Source organism: Actinoplanes sp. NPDC023801, assembly GCF_040639655.1.
Lineage (GTDB): Bacteria > Actinomycetota > Actinomycetes > Mycobacteriales > Micromonosporaceae > Actinoplanes.
Genome location: NZ_JBFAAI010000001.1, coordinates 793,619 through 811,905 on the forward strand (window position 1 = coordinate 793,619; position 18,287 = coordinate 811,905).

The following is an 18,287-nucleotide window of genomic DNA, read 5'->3' on the forward strand; positions in this document are numbered from 1 at the left end:
CGGGAGGCGGCGCGGCGGCGTGTGGCGGTCAGCCGTTGAGGGCGGACAGGAAACGGTTCACGGCGGGAACCGCGGCCTCCGAACCCGCGCCACCCTTCTGGATCATGACAGCGAAGGCGATGTCGCCCTGGTAGCCGATGAACCAGGAGTGGGTGTCGGCCGATCCGGTCTGGAATTCGGCGGTGCCGGTCTTGCCGTGCACGGGCCCGCCGGGGACCTTGCGCAGCGCGGTGCCGGTGCCGACGGTGACCACCTCGCGCATCATGCCGCGCAGCGCGGTGACCGCGTCGGCGTCGAGCTGCGGGCCGGCCGCGGCAGCGGGCGGCGCCGGGTCGAGGAGCAGCTTCGGCGGCTGGAACTGTCCTTTGGCGACGGCTGCGGTGGCGCCGGCCATGGCGAGCGGGCTGACCACGGTGCTGCCCTGCCCGAAGACGGCGGCGGCGAGTTCGGTGGCGGTGCCGCCGTCGGACACCTGACCGGTGTAGGCGTCGACACCCAGGTCCCAGTCGCCGCCGAGGCCGAGGGCGGTGGACGCCTCCTGCAGGCCGGCGGAGCCGAGTTTGGGGGCGAGCGCGGCGAACGCGGTGTTGCAGGACTTGGCGAAGTCGACATGGAACTGGACCTTGCCGAGTGCCTGGTTGTGCGAGTTCTTGAACTCACGGCCATCCACCGTGACCGTTTTGGGACAGTCGACGACGGTGTTGGCGGTGATCGCGTCGCGCGCGAGGAGCCCGTACGCGGAAATCATCTTGAAGGTCGACCCCGGTGGGACCTGGCCGGTGAAGGCGGTGTTGACCCCGCCGGGTTCGGGTCCGTTGGCGGCGGCGAGCACGGCGCCGTCGCTGACCCGGATGGCGACGAGGGAGCTGGGCTGCTTCTCGGCGGCGAGGGCGGTGTCGGCGGCGTTCTGCACCCGCGTGTCGAGGGTCACCTTGATCGGTTTGCCGGCGACCGGTTCGGCGGTGAACAGCTTGGTGTCCTCGGTCTTGCCGTCGGTGCCCTGGCGTTCGATCACGACGGAGAGGCCGGCCGTGCCGCGGAGCATGTCCTCGTATTTCTGCTGGAGGCCGCCGTGTCCGGCCTGGTCGCCGGCGACCAGGATGCCGGGTTTGGCGGCGACGTCCTCTTCGGTGGCGGGATCGACCGTGCCGAGCAGCGCGCGGGCGAAGGCCCGGGTCGGTGCGAGCTGTCTCGTCTCGTCCCGGAAGACGGTTCCGGGCAGGGGCTTTATCTCGTCCCGGATCTTCAGGTAATCCGGCCGCCGCAGCGACACGAGGTCCAGGAACGCTCCGGGGTCGGCCTTGTCGACCCGGTCCTTGAGGTCCTTCAGCGGAAGGTCCACTTTGATCTTGCGGAACGAGGTGGTGAGGGCCTTCTGCAGCGCGGGCAGGTCGGTGATCCGTTCGGGGCTGACCCCGACGACGACCACCTGCTGCGGACCGACCAGGGTCTTGCCGGACGCGTCGAGGACGCCGCCGCGGGTGGCGGGGACCCGGCGCAGGCGCAGCTTCTCACCGGCCGCCAGGTCGGGCTGGACGATCGCGGGCTCCCAGACCACGCTCCACCCGTCCTGGCCGGCCCGGGTGCTGCGGACCGTGCTCGGGTAGCTCCACTCGACGCCGCCCGGCAGGGTCCAGCGGACGGTGATCGGCGTGCTGGCGTTGTCGCCGGTCTCCTTGGTGCCGCCGGAGGTGGTGACGGTGACCGGCTGCCCGGTGAGGTCCCCGTACGTGGCGTTGATCTGGCTCAGCACGTCGCCGGCGGCGATCTTGCCGCCGGCCGCGGTGACGAAGCCGACGTCGTCGACCTTGCCGGTGGCCCAGCCGCTCACGAACGCCTTGACGGTGTCCTCGGCGGGGTCCGAGGAGCAGGCGGTGAGGCCGCCCGCGGCGACGAGCAGCAGCGCGGTAAGGCCGGCGGGGGAGCGGCGCATGAGGGTCCCTTCGGTGGGTAGCTGAACGAACCGTAATAAACCAATGCCCGTTCTGGCTGTCCCGCGAGACGGGCACACCTGGGGTGTGAAGGTTGTCGGGGGCGGGCTCTAGGCTGTCCCCGACACGTTCGAGCCCACAGTGTCGTGGGTGAGGGGAGCGCCGGACCATGGCTGTCGCCGACGAGGCAGCGACCGATTCTGATCAGACCGTGCTCGACGATGTGCCGAACGCCGAACGGCTGGTGGCACAGGCGGTCGAGCGAGCGGGAGACGATCACACGACCGCATCTCTGGTCGGCCGCTTCTGGCGGTTCGCACCCGATGAGGAACTGGTCGGTTACACACCCGAGGAGATGTACGCGGCCGCGGTCGAACACCGCGAACTGGCCCGTAACCGGCTGCCGGGCGAGCTGAAACTGGCCATCACCGAGCCCGGGGGCACGCAGGGGCACAGCGTTCTGCAGATCGTCACGGACGACATGCCGTTCCTGGTCGACTCGGTGATAGCCCTGCTCACGGCACACAACCTACAGGTCGACCTGATGGTGCACCCGCTGATCGTGGTGCGCCGCGAGCCGCTCGGCGCGCTCGCCCAGCTCGAGGCCGACGTCGAGCCGGACGACGCCATCGAGGGCGATCTGGTGGAGAGCTGGATCCGGATCGAGATCGACCCGATCCGCCGGCCGGAGGCGCGGGAGCAGCTGCTCAACGAGGTCCGGCGGGTGCTCACCGACGTACGCGACGCGGTCGAGGACTGGCCCCGGATGCGTCAGCGGGCTCTGGTGATCTCCGACGAGCTGGCCGCCGCCCGCGGGTCGCACAAGATGCCGGCCCCGGACAAGGACGTCACCGACTCGATCGAGCTGCTCAAGTGGCTCGCCAACGACCACTTCACCTTCCTCGGTTACCGGGAGTACCGGCTGGACGACGGCGTCCTGACCGCCGTTCCGGGCACCGGGCTGGGCATCCTGCGCGGTGCGAGCAAGCCGCGGCGGCTGGCCTCCGAGATGGCCCCCGAGGTCTACGAGCGGGCCATGGAGAAGCGGCTCCTCGTGATCACCAAGGCGAACTCGCGGGCGACCGTGCACCGCTCGGCCTACCTCGACTACATCGGCGTGAAGCTGTTCGACGACGCCGGCAACGTGGTCGGTGAGCGCCGCTTCCTGGGCCTGTTCTCCAGCTCGGCGTACCGGACCAGCGTGCGCCACCTGCCGGTGATCAAGCGCAAGGTGCAGGAGGTGATGGACCGCTCGGGCCTGTCCCCGCGCGGCCACTCCGGCAAGGACCTGCTGCAGATCCTGGAGACCTACCCGCGTGACGAGCTGTTCCAGATCAAGACCGACGACCTGTACGAGGCCGTCATCGGGGTGCTGCGGATGGCCGGGCGCCGGCAGCTGCGGCTGTTCCTGCGGCGTGACGGTTACGGGCGGTTCATCTCCTGCCTGATCTACCTGCCCCGGGACCGGTTCACCACCGGCAACCGGCTGCGCATGCAGGAAATCCTGCTGCGCGAGCTGAACGGCGTCGGGGTGGACTACACCACCCGGGTGACCGAGCGGATGCTGGCGCGGGTGCACTTCATCGTGCGGACCGACCCGGCAGCGCCGCCCGGTCAGCTGGACCCCAACGAGCTGGCCGAGCTCCTGGCCGACGCGACCCGGATGTGGGACGACGACTTCTCCCTGGTGCTGGAGCGCAAACTCGGCGACGAGCAGGCCCGGCGGCTGTTCCTGCGGTATTCCTCGGCCTACCCGGAGAGCTACAAGAACACCCACACGCCGTACGAGGGCATGCAGGACCTGGCGAAGCTGGAGCTCCTGGAGGAGCCCGGTCAGCTGGCCATGCACCTGTTCCGGCGGCGGCGGCTGGGTCAGGACGGCAATCCTGAGCCGGACGAGCGCGACGTGCGGTTCAAGGTGTACCGGTACGGCGAACCGATGATGCTGTCCGCGGTGCTGCCGGTGCTGCATTCGCTTGGTGTCCGGGTCACCGACGAGCGGCCGTACGAGATCCGCCGCGACGACGGTGTCATCTACCTCTACGACTTCGGCCTGCTGCCCCCGTCCGGGCACCGCGAGCTGGCCGAGGTCCGCCCGCAGGTGGAGAACGCGTTCGCGGCCGCCTGGCGCGGCGAGGCCGAGGTGGACGGGTTCAACGAGCTGGTGCTGCTGGCCGGGATGACCTGGCGTCAGGTGGTGGTGCTCCGGGCGTACGCCAAATATCTCCGGCAGACCGGGAACGTCTTCTCGGAGCGCTACCTGGAGTCGACGTTCACCTCGTACCCGGAGATCGCCGGACTGCTGGTGAAGTTGTTCGAGATCCGCTTCTCACCGCACCTGCCGGTCGGCGAGAACGAGCGGGCCAAGCAGGCCGGCGAGGTCCGGGACCGGATCACCGAGCTGCTCGACCAGGTGGAGAGCCTGGACCAGGACCGGATCCTGCGCTCCTACCTCACCCTGATCGAGGCCACCCTGCGGACCAGCTTCTTCCAGCGCGGGCGGGAGGGCCGGCCGAAGTCCTACGTGGCCTTCAAGCTGGACCCGCAGGCCATTCCGGATCTGCCCCAGCCCCGGCCGAAGTTCGAGATCTTCGTCTATTCGCCCCGGTTCGAGGGCGTGCACCTGCGGTACGGCGCGGTCGCCCGCGGCGGCCTGCGCTGGTCGGACCGGCGCGAGGACTTCCGCACCGAGGTGCTCGGCCTGGTCAAGGCGCAGATGGTGAAGAACTCGGTGATCGTGCCGGTCGGTGCCAAGGGCGGCTTCGTGCTGAAGCAGAAGCCGGGCGACCGGGACGAGGCGGTGGAGTGCTACAAGCAATTCATCACGGCGCTGCTCGACGTCACCGACAACATCCAGGGCACCACGATCGTCCCGCCGCCGGAGGTGGTCCGGCACGACGGCGACGACCCCTATCTCGTGGTGGCGGCGGACAAGGGCACCGCCACGTTCAGCGACATCGCCAACGAGATCTCGGTCGGCAAGGACTTCTGGATGGGCGACGCGTTCGCCTCCGGAGGCTCGGCCGGATACGACCACAAGAAGATGGGCATCACCGCCCGCGGCGCGTGGGAGTCGGTCAAGAAGCACTTCCGCGATCTGGGCCTCGACACCCAGAGCCAGGACTTCACGGTGGTCGGCGTCGGCGACATGTCCGGCGACGTCTTCGGCAACGGCATGCTCCTGTCGGAGCACATCCGGCTGGTCGCGGCCTTCGACCACCGCCACATCTTCCTCGACCCCGACCCCACGGCATCGATCTCGTACGCCGAACGCAAGCGCCTGTTCGACCTGCCCCGCTCCTCCTGGGACGACTACGACAAGTCCCTGATCAGCGAGGGCGGCGGGGTGTACCCGCGGACCGCCAAGTCGATCCCGCTCAGCCCGCAGATCCGGGAAGCGCTGGGGATCGAGTCGGAGGCCGGCTCGATCAGCCCCGGCGAACTGATGCGGGCCATTCTCAAGGCGCCGGTCGACCTGCTCTTCAACGGCGGCATCGGCACCTACGTGAAGGCCGCCGGCGAGTCGCACGCCGACGTCGGTGACAAGGGCAACGACGCGATCCGGGTGAACGGCGCCGACCTGCGGGTCCGGGTCGTCGGTGAAGGCGGCAACCTGGGCCTGACCCAGCGTGGGCGGATCGAGTTCGCCCGCAACGGCGGCCGGGTGTTCACCGACTTCATCGACAACTCGGCCGGTGTGGACTGCTCCGACCACGAGGTCAACATCAAGATCCTGCTCGGTGGGGCGGTCGTCGACGGTGAGATGACCACCCCGGAGCGCGACGAGATGCTCGCCATGATGACCGACGAGGTCGGCGACATGGTGTTGCGCGACAACTACCAGCAGGCCATGGCGCTCGGCAACGCCCGTGCGCAGGCTCACTCGCTGCTCCCGGTGCACCGGCGCATGCTCACCTCGCTGGAGAAGCGCGGTGTGCTGAACCGGGAGCTGGAGGCACTGCCGACGGACAAGGAACTCGCCGCCCGGCACGAGAACGGCGACGGCCTGACTCCGCCGGAATTCGCGGTGCTCCTGGCGTACGTCAAGATCAGTCTGGAACGTGAGGTGCTCGCCGACAACCTGGTCGACGACGCGTGGACGGCCGAGGTGCTGACCGAGTACTTCCCGACGCCGCTGCGGGAGCGGTTCGCCAAGCGGATGGCCGGGCACCGGCTGCGGCGCGAGATCATCTCGACGTCGCTGGTCAACGAGGTGGTCAACCGCGGCGGTACGTCGTTCGTCTACCGGGCCATGGAGGAGAGCGGGGCCTCCGCGGCCGACGTGATCCGGGCGTACGTGGTGATCCGCGACGTCTACGGCCTGCCGGAGGTCTGGGCGGCCGGTGAGGCGCTCGACAACGAGGTGCCGACGTCCGCGCAGACGCTTGTCTTCCTGGAGACCCGGCGGCTGCTGGACCGTGCGGTGCGCTGGCTGGTCAGCACCCGCCGGTCGCCGATCGACGTGGCCGGGGAGATCGCCAAGCTGCGTCCGGGTGTCGCCGACCTGCTGCCACGGCTGCCGCAGGTGATCGTCGGCGCCGAGCGCCGCGCTCTCGACGAGCGGGTGGACGAGCTGGTGGGCAAGGGTGTCCCGGAGGAGTTGTCCGGCGCGGTGGCCCGGGTGTTCTACGGCTTCGGCCTGCTGGACATCCTGGAGACCGCGTCGTCGACCGGCCGGGATCCGGGCGAGGTGGCGCAGGTCTACTTCGTCCTGTCCGAGCGGTTCGGGGTGGACGCGCTGCTGTCGCACATCTCCAAGCTGCCGCGCGGGGACCGGTGGCAGACCCTGGCCCGGATGGCGCTGCGCTACGACCTGTACGCCGCGCTGGCGGCGCTGACCGCGGAGGTGCTCCAGTCGACGCCGTCCACGGCCGCGCCGGAGGACCGGGTCTCGGAGTGGGAGCAGGTGAACGCCGCCTCGATCGCGCGGGCCTCGAACGCGATGGGCAACGTGGAGGACACTCCGGCCGACCTGGCGGCACTGTCGGTGCTGCTGCGGCAGATCCGCACGCTGGTCAAGACGTCGGCGGCCTGATGTCTTTTGGTGAGCCGGGCTTTCGGGGGTCTGCTCCCGAAGTCCCGCCGAAGCCCGGCTCACCGTCTGCGTCGCGGTTCGTACTGGTCCCGAGTCGAGTTCCGCGACGTTCCCCAGACCCACCTTCTGGCCATCACGCTAGGTGAGGGCACAGCGGGCAGGGAAGCGGAGCGTAGGCGGATTGTCCATTCGGCTGGTCCGGTTCGTCCGGAAGTTTCGCCCATAACGGGACGCCCGTGACGTCTGGCATGTAGCCGGTAACGCAAAGTTACGCCGCCTGTCAGGGCCACCGGCTGTCGTGCACCGCTGTCTCAACGCCCTGAGACAGCGGTGCACGCCAGCTCGTGAGGAAGCTCAGCCGGCCAGTCCGAGTGCTTCGGCGGCCGCCCGGCTGTTCGCGAGGCTCGCCCCGTGAGTGATCACGAAGGCCTGCACGCCGGACGGGCGCCACGGAGACGGCCAGCCCATCTCGACAACACCGACCGGACGGTCCGCGGCCAGTTTCTCGACCAGGGTGCGTGCCGCGGGCGAGCTGTGGATGCGGCGGCCGACCACCACGATCGGGCGGTCACCGGCACGCTCCGTGATCGACTCGGCGGTTGTCTCGGTGGCGACGACCTCGATCTCCTCGGCCGTCGCCAGGTGCGGAGCCAGGCCCCACGGCACCTTTCCCTCGGCGATCGAGTAGCCGGCCACGAAGCGGACCACCAGCGGATCACGCAGTTCGTCGTCCGAGCCTTCGAAGCGCATCCCCTGGCGGGCGGCCTCCACGCCGAGCTCGAAGTCGGGCCGGTTCATCCGGCCCTCGGCGGCGAGAACGGCCCCGGCGGCGAGAATGGCCCCGGCGGCGAGGGCGTCTCCGGCGGCGAGAACGTCCTTGGCGGTGCGGATGTCCACCGGGGTGCGGTCCTCTCCGGTCGGCGCGGGGAGTGTGCTCGCCACGGCGAGGGCCGCAGTGCGGGCGGCGGCGTCCTCCAGGCGGGCCAGGGGCAGGCGGCCGTCACCGGTGGCGGCCGCGATCTCGGCGGCGACCGCCTCGACCAGCTCCAGGTCGACCACGGCGCCGATGCAGAGCAGGTCGGCGCCGGCAGCCAGCGCCGCGACGGCGGCCCGTGGGATGCTGCCGGCCGCGCCCGCCGCCCCGCGCATCTCCAGCGCGTCGGTGACGATCACGCCCCGGAAGCCCAGCTCGTCGCGGAGCAGCCCGGCCAGTGCGGCGCGGCTGAACGTGGCCGGGCCGTCGCCGGTCAGCTCGGGCACCCGGATGTGGGCGCTCATCACCGCGCGTACCCCGGCCTGGACGGCGGCCGCAAACGGCGGCAGGTCGCGCTCGCGGAGCAGGGACAACGGCACGTCCACGGTGGGCAGCTCGAGGTGCGAGTCGCTGACCGTGGCCCCGTGGCCGGGGAAGTGCTTGGCGCAGGCGGCCACCCCGCTGGACTGGAGTCCGGTGACGGCCGCGGCGGTGTGCCGGGCGACCAGTGACGGGTCGGCGCCGAACGAGCGCGTACCGATGATCGGGTTCTCACTCGCGGTGTTGACGTCGACGGTCGGCGCCAGGTCGAGGTTGATGCCGGCGGCGGCCAGGTCGGCGCCGATCGCCGCGTACACCCGCCGGGTCAGGTCCGGGTCGCCGGCCGCGCCGAGTGCCGCGTTACCGGGGTAGGCACTGCCGGTCCGGTGGCCGAGCCGGGTGACGTCGCCACCCTCCTCGTCGATCGCGATCAGCACGTCCGCCCGGGCGCCGCGCAGTTGCGCGGTCAGCCGGGTGACCTGACCGGGTTCGACCACGTTGCCCCCGAACAGGGTGTGCCCGGCGAGCCCGTCGAGCAGAAGGTCGCCGGCCCACTGCGGTGCCTCGGCGCCGGGAAAGGCGGCGAGGAGGGTGCGCAGGGCCAGTCGGCGGAGGCCGGGGTCGATCGCCATGGTGTCCTTCCGATGACGCAACTCTGGCCGCAGGGGGCCACTAGCTGCCATGATCGCTCGGAGTCGATAGCCACCTTGCGGTTCGGCGACATTGCCTACCGTTACGCTGCGGCTGCGTGTCGTGCGTCGACACTGTAACAGGAAAGAATCTTTTCTATTAGGGGACTATGTTATGGCCGCCACTCGCCTTCCGGGCACGCCCCGGTTGCTGCGCGCTCTCAACGACCGCGCCGCGCTGGATCTGCTGCTCAACCGAGGCCCGCTGACCCGGGCCCAGCTCGGCGAGATGACCGGCCTCAGCAAGGTCACCGCGTCGCAGTTGGTGGAACGACTCGAGGAGCGCGGCCTGGTCCGCCGGGTGGGTGAGCAGGCCGGAGGCCGCGGCCCGAACGCGCAGCTCTACGCCGTGACGCCGTCCAGCGCGCACGTGATCGGTGTCGAGGTCGGCCCGGAGGGGGTCGTCGCCGCGTGCGCCGACATCACCGGCACCGTGATCAGCCGCGTCGAGCTGAGCACCAAGGACACCGACGACCCGGTCGGCGTGGTGCACAACGCCGTGGTCCAGGCCGCCGGTGAGGCCGGCGCCGACATGTCCTCGGTCCGCCGCGTGGTGCTCGGCACCCCCGGCCTGGTCGACCCGCAGTCCGGCGAGATCTCGTTCGCCCACGACCTGCCCCGCTGGCACCGCGGCCTGCTCGCCGACCTGCGTCGCGATCTGAACACCCCGGTCTTCTTCGGCAACGACGTGAACCTGGCCGCGGTCGCCGAGCTCAGCACGGGAGCCGCCACTGGCGTGACCGATTTCGCACTGGTCTGGATCGGTCGGGGCGTCGGTCTGGCCACCGTCATTAACGGGCGCCTCCACCAGGGTGCCACCGGTGCGGCCGGTGAGATCGGCTACCTGCCGGTGGCGGGCGCCGAGGTGCCGCACAACGCGTCCCGGCGAGGCGTCAAGGGAGCGTTCCAGGCGATCGCCGGGGCCGACGCGGTCAAGGCGATCGGCAAGCAGTTCGGTTTCCGCGGGGCTGAGGCCGCCGACGTGGTGCGCGCCGCGGTCGCCGCCGGGCCCGCCGGTGAGCCGGTCCTCGACGAACTCGCCCGGCGCCTGGCTCTCGGCGTGGCCGCCACCTGCGCGGTCCTCGACCCGCCGCTGGTCGTGCTGGCCGGCGAGGTGAGCCGGGCCGGTGGTCCCGCCCTGGCCGACCGGGTGGAGCGCGAGGTGGCCGCTATCACGCTGGGCTCGCCCAAGGTGGTGGTGACCACCGTGACGTCCGAACCGGTCCTGCACGGCGCTCTGCGTACCGCCCTCGACGCCGTCCGGGACGACGTCTTCGGCTCGACCACCGACTGAAGCCGGGCCCGATCCGGGTAGGCCCGGCACGCCGTCCGGCGTACGCGGGCGAGCATGGTTGGATGGACGCGTGCGCGAGGCTGCCGTATCCATTCCGCCCGACGAGGACACCGTCATCGCCTTCGACCGCGTCAACGTGGTCCGGGGCGGGAATTACCTGATCCGCGACCTGTCCTGGCAGGTCGAGCTGGACGAGCGGTGGGTGGTGCTGGGCCCGAACGGTGCGGGCAAGACCACCCTGCTGAACCTGGCGTCCGCCCGCCTGCATCCGACCCGCGGCACGGCGTACGTGCTCGGCGAGAAGCTGGGCCGGACCGATGTGACCGAGCTGCGGACCCGGGTCGGCATCACCACCGGCCGGTTCGCCGAGCAGGTGCCGCCCTCGGAGCGGGTGCTCGACGTGGTGGTGACCGCCGCGTGGTCGGTGGTCGGCCGCTGGCGGGAGAGCTACGACCCGCAGGACGAGGCCCGTGCCCGTGAGCTGCTCGACCAGCTGGGCATCGCCGGGTTCGCCGACCGCGAGTTCGGCACCCTGTCCGAGGGGGAGCGTAAACGCACCCAGATCGCCCGGGCACTGATGACCGACCCCGAGCTGATGCTGCTCGACGAGCCGACCGCCGGCCTCGACCTGGGCGGCCGCGAGACGCTGATCGGTCACCTGGCCGAGTTGGCGCTGGACCCGGACGCCCCGGCCATGGTGCTCGTCACGCACCACGTCGAGGAGATCCCGCCGGGCTTCACCCACGGCCTGCTGCTGCGGGAGGGCAACGTGGTGGCGGCCGGTCTGCTCGGCGAGGTGATGACCGCGGAGAACCTGACGAAGACCTTCGGCCTGCCGCTGATCGTCGACCGTTTCGGCGACCGGTACACCGCCCGGGCCGGCTGATGACCACCCGGGTCGTCGTCGTGGGCAGCGCGAACATGGACCTGGTCGGGCTGGCACCGAGCCTGCCCCGGCCGGGCGAGACGGTGCTCGGCGACGACTTCGTGATGACGCCCGGTGGCAAAGGCTCCAACCAGGCCATCGCCGCCGCACTGGCGGGCGCCGCGACGACCTTCCTGGGAGCCATCGGCTCCGACGCGTTCGGCGTCACCCTCAACGCGCGGCTTGCGTCGGCCGGCGTCGACGTCGATCTGGTACGGACCAGCTACGGCTCCTCCGGTGTGGCAGTGATCATGGTCGACCGGGCCGGCGAGAACTCCATCCTCGTCAGCCCCGGGGCGAACCGCACCTTCGTCGACCTGAGCGATGAGGAGCGGGCCGCCGTCGCCGCCGCCGACGTGCTGCTCTGCCAGCAGGAGATCCCGATGGCCACGGTGCTCGCCGCGCTGCGGGCCGGCCGGGCCGCCGGCACCCGGACGATCCTGAACGCGGCGCCCGCCCGGGTGCTGCCGTCCGGCCTGCTGGAGGAGGTGGACCTGCTGGTGGTGAACGAGACCGAGGCACGGGCCATCACCGGCGGTGACGAGCCGGACGTGACGGCGCTGCTGGCCCTGGTGCCCCGGGTCGTGCTGACACTCAGCGGCAACGGCTCCCGATACGCCGACCGGGACGGCACCGACGTGCACGTGCCCGCCTACCGGGTGGAGGTCGCCGACACCACCGCGGCCGGGGACGCCTTCACCGGCGCGCTGGCCGTGGCGTGGGGCGAGGGCCGGGACCTGGTCGACGCCGTGCGCTGGGCCAACGCCGCGGGCGCCGCCTGTGTCCGCCGGGTCGGTGCCAGCAACGCCCTGCCCGCTCGCGCCGACATCGAAGCCCTCTACCACCAGGGCTGAAGCCCGCCGGCCCGTCAGGACGCCCGGATGGTGCTCACGAAACGTGACACCTCGGCCCGCAGAACCTCGGCGAGCTGCGACAATCCCACGTCCTCGGCCTGTTGACCGCCGTCGACCGCCTGGTCGAGCAACCCGTTGACCGCGGTCCGGAGCCGGGCCACCCGCTCCGAGCCGCCGATCACGGCACCCGGACCTCGAGTTCACCGTTGCCGGCCCGCTCGCAGACCTCGGTGACGAGCTGCACCGCCCGGTCCAGGGCGGCCGTGTCGACGGCGTCCGGCCTCGCCCTCACCGCGTGCCCCCGTCGGTGATGTCCCAGACCAGCTCGTCGTAGGTACGGCCGCGTTCGGTGAGCATCCGGTCAAGGGCGGCCGTTCCGGCGGCCACCGCGTCCGGGGTACGGCTCTGCCGGCGTTCCACGTCCAGGAGCTGCGCGTAGACGTCCCGGATCGCGGTGACCGCCGGCCGGGCCGGGCTGCGCCGGTTCGAGTGGTAGCCGAGCAGCCGGCCGGACCGGTCGGACGACGGAGTGATGTGCGCGAACACCCAGTAGTGGGCGCCGTCGGCGGCCAGGTTGAGGACGTACGCGAAGATCTCCCGCCGCTTCTCCAGGGTGTCCCAGAGCAGTTTGAACACGGCCCGTGGCATGTCCGGATGCCGGATCAGGTTGTGCGGGTGGCCCAGTGCCTGCTCCTCGGTCAGGGCCGAGACGCGCAGGAAGACGTCGTTGGCGTACGTGATGACCCCGCGCGGATCGGTCTTGGACACGATCAGCTCGTTCGCACCGAACGTGCGCTCGACGCCGCTGGGCCGTACCTCGGTGGCTCTAATGATGTCCTGATCGTCGCCAATCAGGGCGTTTCGTAGCGCCGAAACAGCCGAATCAGCGCGACACCCGCCACGCCCACGCGATGAGCGGAGCCTGCAGTGGCAGCCGCCCGAAGGCGATCGCGCGCTTGACCGGCGAGGCGTGCCGCCAGTCGGCCGCCATCCTGACGTTGGCTGGGAAGACCGCCACGAAGAGGGCGGCCGCGGCCAGACCACCGGCCCGGCGGGTCCGCGGGTGCGCCACAGCGGCGGCCACCGCCAGCTCGGCGACCCCACTGAGGTACGTCCACGTGCGCGCCGGACCCGGCAGCGACCGCGGCACGATGGCGTCGAACGGTTCCGGCGCCACGAAGTGCAGCACACCCACGCCGCCGAGCAGCGCGGCCAGCCCGGCCGCGTCCCGCCTCACCGTCGTACCGCGGGCTCGAGCGCCCGCTGCAGCGCCCGGTAGACACGGCCGAACCGCTGGGCGTTGTTCGTGCGCATCAGCAGCACGTCGCCGTCGCGGACCCGGCCCCAGATCTCCAGCGTGCGGGTGCCCCGGTCGTACGACCGGTCGACCCGTTCCAGCAGCAGGTCGGCGACCGGCACCACGGCCAGGCCGAGAAGGACGCCGCCGACGACCATCGCCGCGGTGGTGCCGATCGAGAGATCCATCAGCACGGCCAGCAGGACGGCGAGCGCGCCGACCAGCAGCGGCAGCAGCATGGCGAGTCCGAGAGCGCCGCGCCACGCGACGACACCCCAGGATCGGGTGCCCTTCGTGTACCAGACCTGGATGAGCTCGGGCAGCCGGAACTCGCGGCCGTTCATCCAGATCCCGGATGACGTGATCAGCACTTCCGGATCCCGGTAGTACGTAGTCATCTTCTGCCTCCCAGGGGACCCAGGTTAGTCGTTACCCGTCGTAGGCTGGCGGCGAAACGACTCGATGACGAGGAGGCTCCGGGTGGGCGAGTTCGTGCGGCTCGAAGTGGCGGACGGCATCGGCACGATCCGGCTCGACCGGCCACCGGTGAACGCACTGAACGCCACGCTGCAGGAGGAACTGCGGGCCGCCGCGCAGTCCGTGACGGCCGATCCGGCGGTACGGGCCGTCGTGCTGCACGGTGCCGGAAAGCACTTCGCCGCGGGCGCGGACATCACCGAGTTCACCACGGTCTCGTACCAGGAGATGGTGGCCCAGTCGGGCGCGCTGTCCGGCGTGTGCGACGCGCTCGCCCGGATCCCCAAACCGGTTGTCGCGGCCGTCACCGGCTTCGCCCTGGGCGGCGGCTGCGAACTGGCCCTGGCCTGTGACTGGCGGGTGGTGGCCGAGGACGCGAAGCTGGGCCTTCCCGAGATCAAGCTGGGACTCATCCCGGGGGCCGGCGGCACCCAGCGGCTGGCTCGGCTGATCGGACCGGCCAAGGCCAAGGATCTGATCTTCTCCGGTCGGATGGTCGACAGCGAGGAGGCGCTGCGGATCGGGCTTGCCGACCGGGTCGCTCCCGCGGCTGGTGTGTACGACACCGCCGTGGAGCTCGTCCGGCCGTACACGACCGGTCCGGCTCTCGCCCTGCGCGCCGCCAAGCAGGCCGTCGACGGCGGCCTGAACGTCGACCTGGCGTCCGGGATCGCCCTGGAGGCGCACCTGTTCGCCGGCCTTTTCGCCACCGACGATCGGGTCGAAGGGACCACCGCGTTCGTCGAGAAGCGGCCCCCGAAATTCACCGGTCGATAGTCCCCCGACGGCCTGGTGAGTGATCCTCACCGTAGTGAACATGCCTGACCGGATGGACCGGACACGGGCTGTCATTGCCTAGACTGCGGGCATGTCCATCGACCAGGGTGGTCCGAAGCGGTACGCCCTCGGCGTCGACTTCGGCACCTCCAACACCGTCGCCGTGGCGCGATGGCCGGACGGCCGCGCCCGCCCGATCCTGGTCGACGGGTCTCCGCTGCTGCCCTCCGCGGTCTTCGCCGACTCCGACGGCAATCTGCTCGTCGGCCGCGACGCCGTGCACAGCGCCCGCCTCGACCCGGCCCGCTTCGAACCGAACCCGAAACGCCGCGTCGACGACGGCCTGGTGCTGCTCGGGGAACGTGAGTTCGACACGATCGAGCTGATCGCGGCCGTGCTGGCCCGGGTCGCCGAGGAATGGCACCGGGCCGTCGGGCCGCACCGTCCGGAGGTCACCCTCACCTGCCCCGCCTCCTGGGGCGCGACCCGCCGGACCCTGCTGGCCGAGGCCGCCGCCCGTGCCGGTCTGGAGGGCGCCCGCCTGGTCGCCGAGCCGGTCGCCGCGGCCACGTACTTCGCCGAGGTCCTGGGCCGGGACGTGCCGATCGGCTCGGTCGTGATGGTGCACGACTTCGGCGCCGGCACCTTCGACACCAGCGTGGTCGCGCGCACCGCCACCGGCTTCGAAGTGCTTGCCGTGGACGGCCGCGACGACCTCGGCGGCCTCGACGTGGACGCCGCGGTCGTCGAGCACCTGCGCACCGACGACTGGGCCCGGCTGATGGAACCGGCCACCGTCGAGGAACGCCGTGCCCGCCGCCAGCTCTGGGACGACGTGCGGATCGCGAAGGAGCGCCTGTCGCGGGCTCAGGCCGCCGACTTCGTGGTGCCGCTGCTCGACGTCGAGGCCCACCTGACCCGGGAGGAACTCGAGACGGTCGCGCGGCCGGTGCTCGAGCAGACTGTTCAGATCACGCAAAATCTCCTCCGCTGGGCCGATCTCCCGGACGGGCGGCTGGCCGGCGTCTTCCTGGTCGGCGGCGCCAGCCGGATTCCGCTCGTGGCCACCCTGCTGCACCGGGCGCTCGGCGACCCGCCCGTGGTGATCGAGCAACCCGAACTGGTCGTCGCCGAGGGCAGCATCCTGGCCGGCGCTGCCCTGCTCACCACCGAACCGGCCGCTCCCGGCCCGACCGAGGAGATGCGCCTGCCGTCGAAGTACCTGCCGGCGCGCGCCGAGGAGCCGGACACCGACGACCGGCCGACGATGATCGCGGACAAGCCGCTGCGCCAGCGGGTCGAGGAGGACCGGCCCACCGCGCTGGTGGACAAGCCGGCGCCGCTGCCGGCCACCACCCCGGTTCCGGCGGTCGCGACCGAGCAGGGACCGGAGGCGCAGCCGACCACCGTCGACGATGTGCCGGCCGGTAGCGGGACGAGGAGTCCCGAGCCGTCCGCCGTCGCCGCCCCGACCCGGGTGGTCCCCGCCCAGGCGCCGCCGGCCGAGGCGAAACCCCTGCCGCGGCGGGACAACCGGCCGCCGCAGTCCGGCCGGGCCAAACCGGACACCCCACCGCACCTGCGGCCGCCGGTCGACCCGTGGCCGCACGCCGCCTCGGTCACCTGGCGCCCCGATCCGGACGCCACGGTCGCCACCAGCCCGCCCGAGCACGAGAGCCGGACGCCCGTACCCCCCAGGCAACCCGGACCGCCGTCGCGCCCGCAGCGGACCCAGCCGTCCCGTGCCCCGCAGCCGGTGGTCGTGCATTCCCGGCCGGTCTCGCCGGCGGTGGGCTCGGCACGCCCGATGTCTCCGCCGCGCGCGACGGCCTCGGTTCCCAAGCCACAGCCACAGCCGCAGGCCACCGCCGAGCCGGCCCTGGTCCACCGGCCACGCCGGCGCGGCCGGTTGCGGCGGACACTGCAGGTGCTGTTCAGCCTGATGGTGATGGTGACCGTGCCGGTCGTGGCGCTGATCCTGGCCTACGGCTACGGCAGCGACACCACGTTCGAGCAGGACGCCGTCGCCGTGTTCAAGGACATCGCGGAACTGATCGGCCTCCGGTAACGCCCAACGGCGGAGGAGCGGCTGTGACGGGTTCGATCGGAGGGCATGGCGGCGAGCTGGCACTGGCAGCCCTCCGGACGTTCGGCGTCACCGAGATGTTCACCCTGTCCGGCGGGCATGTCTTCCCGCTCTACACGGCCGCCCACGAGTCCGGCTTCGGGCTGTACGACGTACGCCACGAACAGTCCGCGGTCTTCGCGGCCGAGGCCGTCGCCAAGCTGACCCGGCGCCCCGGCCTGGCCGTCCTCACCGCCGGGCCCGGTGTGACAAACGGCATCTCCGGTTTGACCAGCGCTTTCTTCAACGGTTCACCGGTGCTGGTGCTCGGCGGCCGGGCGCCGGCCTTCCGCTGGGGTGCCGGCAGCCTGCAGGAGATCGACCATGTTCCGCTGGTCGCCCCGGTCACCAGGTACGCCGCCACGGTTACCGCCACCGGATCGATTCCCGGCGAGATCAGCGCCGCCCTGACGGTGGCCCTCACCCCGCATCGCGGCCCGGTCTTCCTGGACCTGCCGCTGGAGGTCCTCTACTCGACCGGCGCCGCCGTTGCGCCCGGTGAGCCGGCGATCCCGGTGCAGGAAGCCGACCCGGACGACGTGGCGAAAGCCGCCGCACTGCTCGCCGGTGCGGACCGGCCGGTCATCGTGGCCGGCTCCGACGTGTGGGCCGGCGACGCGGTCGAGCAGCTGCGGGCCGTCGCCGAGGAACTGCGGGTGCCGGTCTTCGCCAACGGGATGGGCCGCGGCACGATGCCGCCCGGGCATCCGCTCGGCTTCTCCCGGGCCCGCCGGGCCGCTCTCGACGGTGCCGACGTGGTCGCGGTGGTCGGCACGCCACTCGACTTCCGGCTCGGGTTCGGCGACTTCGGCGCGGCCACCGTGGTGCACGTGGTGGACGCGGTGACCCAGCGGGCCGGGCACGTCACCCCGGCCGTCTCACCCGCCGGTGACCTGCGACGGACCCTCGCCGCGATGGCCGGCCGGACCGGGCCGCGGCGGTCGCACGAGGACTGGATCGCGTCGCTGCGGACCGCTGAGGACGCCGCCCGCGCCCGCGACGCCGAGGCGATGGCAGCCGGCAGCGATCCGATCCGCCCGGCGCGTGTCTACGGTGAGCTGCGCCGGGTGCTCGACCCGGACGCCGTGACGATCGGCGACGGTGGTGACTTCGTCTCCTACGCGGGGCGGTTCCTGGAGCCGTCCCGGCCCGGCGTCTGGCTGGATCCCGGGCCGTACGGCTGCCTCGGCACCGGCCTCGGTTACGCGATGGGCGCCCGGGTCACCCACCCCGACCGGCAGGTGTGCGTGCTCATGGGCGACGGGGCGGCCGGATTCTCCCTGATGGACGCGGAGTCGCTGGTCCGGCAGAACCTGCCCGCGGTGATCGTGGTGGGCAACAACGGAATCTGGGGCCTGGAGAAACATCCGATGCGGGCGATGTACGGCTACGACGTCGCCGCCGACCTGCAACCCGGACTGCGGTACGACGAGGTGGTGCGCGCCCTCGGCGGCGCCGGGGAGACCGTCACGAGAGCCGGCGACCTCGGCCCGGCCCTGCGACGCGCCTTCGACTCGGGCGTCCCATACCTGGTCAACGTGCTCACCGACCCGGCTGACGCGTACCCCCGCAGCTCCAGCCTCGCGTAG

Annotated in this window: 13 protein-coding genes; 7 read left to right on the forward strand and 6 right to left on the reverse strand. The window is 71.6% G+C overall.

Annotated features, from left to right (window positions below; genetic code table 11):
• Positions 1 to 28: 28 nt before the first annotated feature.
• Positions 29 to 1,933 (reverse strand): penicillin-binding transpeptidase domain-containing protein, encoded by a 1,905-nt coding sequence (locus AB0G04_RS03870; RefSeq protein ID WP_360975809.1) that lies wholly within the window; start codon positions 1,931 to 1,933, stop codon positions 29 to 31.
• A gap of 167 nt (positions 1,934 to 2,100) precedes the next feature.
• Between AB0G04_RS03870 and AB0G04_RS03875 the strand changes: the two genes are divergently transcribed.
• Positions 2,101 to 6,966, forward strand: coding sequence for an NAD-glutamate dehydrogenase (locus AB0G04_RS03875; protein WP_360975811.1), 4,866 nt, complete (start codon positions 2,101 to 2,103; stop codon positions 6,964 to 6,966).
• Positions 6,967 to 7,320: 354 nt separating this feature from the next.
• Here AB0G04_RS03875 and AB0G04_RS03880 read toward each other — a convergent pair whose 3' ends face one another.
• Complete coding sequence (locus AB0G04_RS03880; RefSeq protein WP_360975814.1) at positions 7,321 to 8,892, reverse strand: glycoside hydrolase family 3 N-terminal domain-containing protein; 1,572 nt, start codon at positions 8,890 to 8,892, stop codon at positions 7,321 to 7,323.
• A gap of 172 nt (positions 8,893 to 9,064) precedes the next feature.
• Here AB0G04_RS03880 and AB0G04_RS03885 point away from each other — a divergent pair, with 172 nt between their 5' ends.
• The 3 genes from AB0G04_RS03885 to AB0G04_RS03895 all read left to right on the forward strand — a co-directional run bounded on the left by AB0G04_RS03885 (position 9,065) and on the right by AB0G04_RS03895 (position 12,022).
• Positions 9,065 to 10,243: an ROK family transcriptional regulator gene (locus AB0G04_RS03885; protein WP_360975817.1), complete on the forward strand. Its 1,179-nt coding sequence runs from the start codon at positions 9,065 to 9,067 to the stop codon at positions 10,241 to 10,243.
• 70 nt (positions 10,244 to 10,313) lie between these two features.
• Positions 10,314 to 11,129: an ABC transporter ATP-binding protein gene (locus tag AB0G04_RS03890; RefSeq protein WP_360975820.1), complete on the forward strand. Its 816-nt coding sequence runs from the start codon at positions 10,314 to 10,316 to the stop codon at positions 11,127 to 11,129.
• Positions 11,126 to 12,022, forward strand: a complete 897-nt coding sequence (locus AB0G04_RS03895; RefSeq protein WP_360976272.1) for a ribokinase — start codon at positions 11,126 to 11,128, stop codon at positions 12,020 to 12,022. The genes AB0G04_RS03890 and AB0G04_RS03895 overlap by 4 nt, the downstream gene beginning before the upstream one ends.
• A 14-nt stretch (positions 12,023 to 12,036) precedes the next feature.
• Here AB0G04_RS03895 and AB0G04_RS03900 read toward each other — a convergent pair whose 3' ends face one another.
• The 4 genes from AB0G04_RS03900 to AB0G04_RS03915 all read right to left on the reverse strand — a co-directional run bounded on the left by AB0G04_RS03900 (position 12,037) and on the right by AB0G04_RS03915 (position 13,717).
• Positions 12,037 to 12,204: a hypothetical protein gene (locus AB0G04_RS03900; RefSeq protein ID WP_360975823.1), complete on the reverse strand. Its 168-nt coding sequence runs from the start codon at positions 12,202 to 12,204 to the stop codon at positions 12,037 to 12,039.
• A 106-nt stretch (positions 12,205 to 12,310) separates the two neighbouring features.
• A complete protein-coding gene (locus AB0G04_RS03905; protein ID WP_360975826.1) occupies positions 12,311 to 12,790 on the reverse strand; it encodes a PAS domain-containing protein in 480 nt (159 codons plus the stop codon).
• Between the two features lie 115 nt (positions 12,791 to 12,905).
• Positions 12,906 to 13,259: a hypothetical protein gene (locus tag AB0G04_RS03910; protein ID WP_360975829.1), complete on the reverse strand. Its 354-nt coding sequence runs from the start codon at positions 13,257 to 13,259 to the stop codon at positions 12,906 to 12,908.
• Positions 13,256 to 13,717 (reverse strand): DUF6232 family protein, encoded by a 462-nt coding sequence (locus AB0G04_RS03915; RefSeq protein WP_360975832.1) that lies wholly within the window; start codon positions 13,715 to 13,717, stop codon positions 13,256 to 13,258. The genes AB0G04_RS03910 and AB0G04_RS03915 overlap by 4 nt, the downstream gene beginning before the upstream one ends.
• Before the next feature lie 82 nt (positions 13,718 to 13,799).
• On the opposite strand from AB0G04_RS03915, the gene AB0G04_RS03920 reads away from it, so the two are divergent.
• The 3 genes from AB0G04_RS03920 to AB0G04_RS03930 all read left to right on the forward strand — a co-directional run bounded on the left by AB0G04_RS03920 (position 13,800) and on the right by AB0G04_RS03930 (position 18,287).
• Complete coding sequence (locus tag AB0G04_RS03920) at positions 13,800 to 14,573, forward strand: enoyl-CoA hydratase-related protein (RefSeq protein WP_360975835.1); 774 nt, start codon at positions 13,800 to 13,802, stop codon at positions 14,571 to 14,573.
• A 91-nt stretch (positions 14,574 to 14,664) separates the two neighbouring features.
• The gene (locus AB0G04_RS03925; RefSeq protein ID WP_360975838.1) at positions 14,665 to 16,641 is read left to right on the forward strand and encodes an Hsp70 family protein; all 1,977 of its coding nucleotides are present in this window, start codon (positions 14,665 to 14,667) and stop codon (positions 16,639 to 16,641) included.
• A 23-nt stretch (positions 16,642 to 16,664) separates the two neighbouring features.
• Positions 16,665 to 18,287, forward strand: a complete 1,623-nt coding sequence (locus AB0G04_RS03930) for an acetolactate synthase (RefSeq protein ID WP_360975841.1) — start codon at positions 16,665 to 16,667, stop codon at positions 18,285 to 18,287.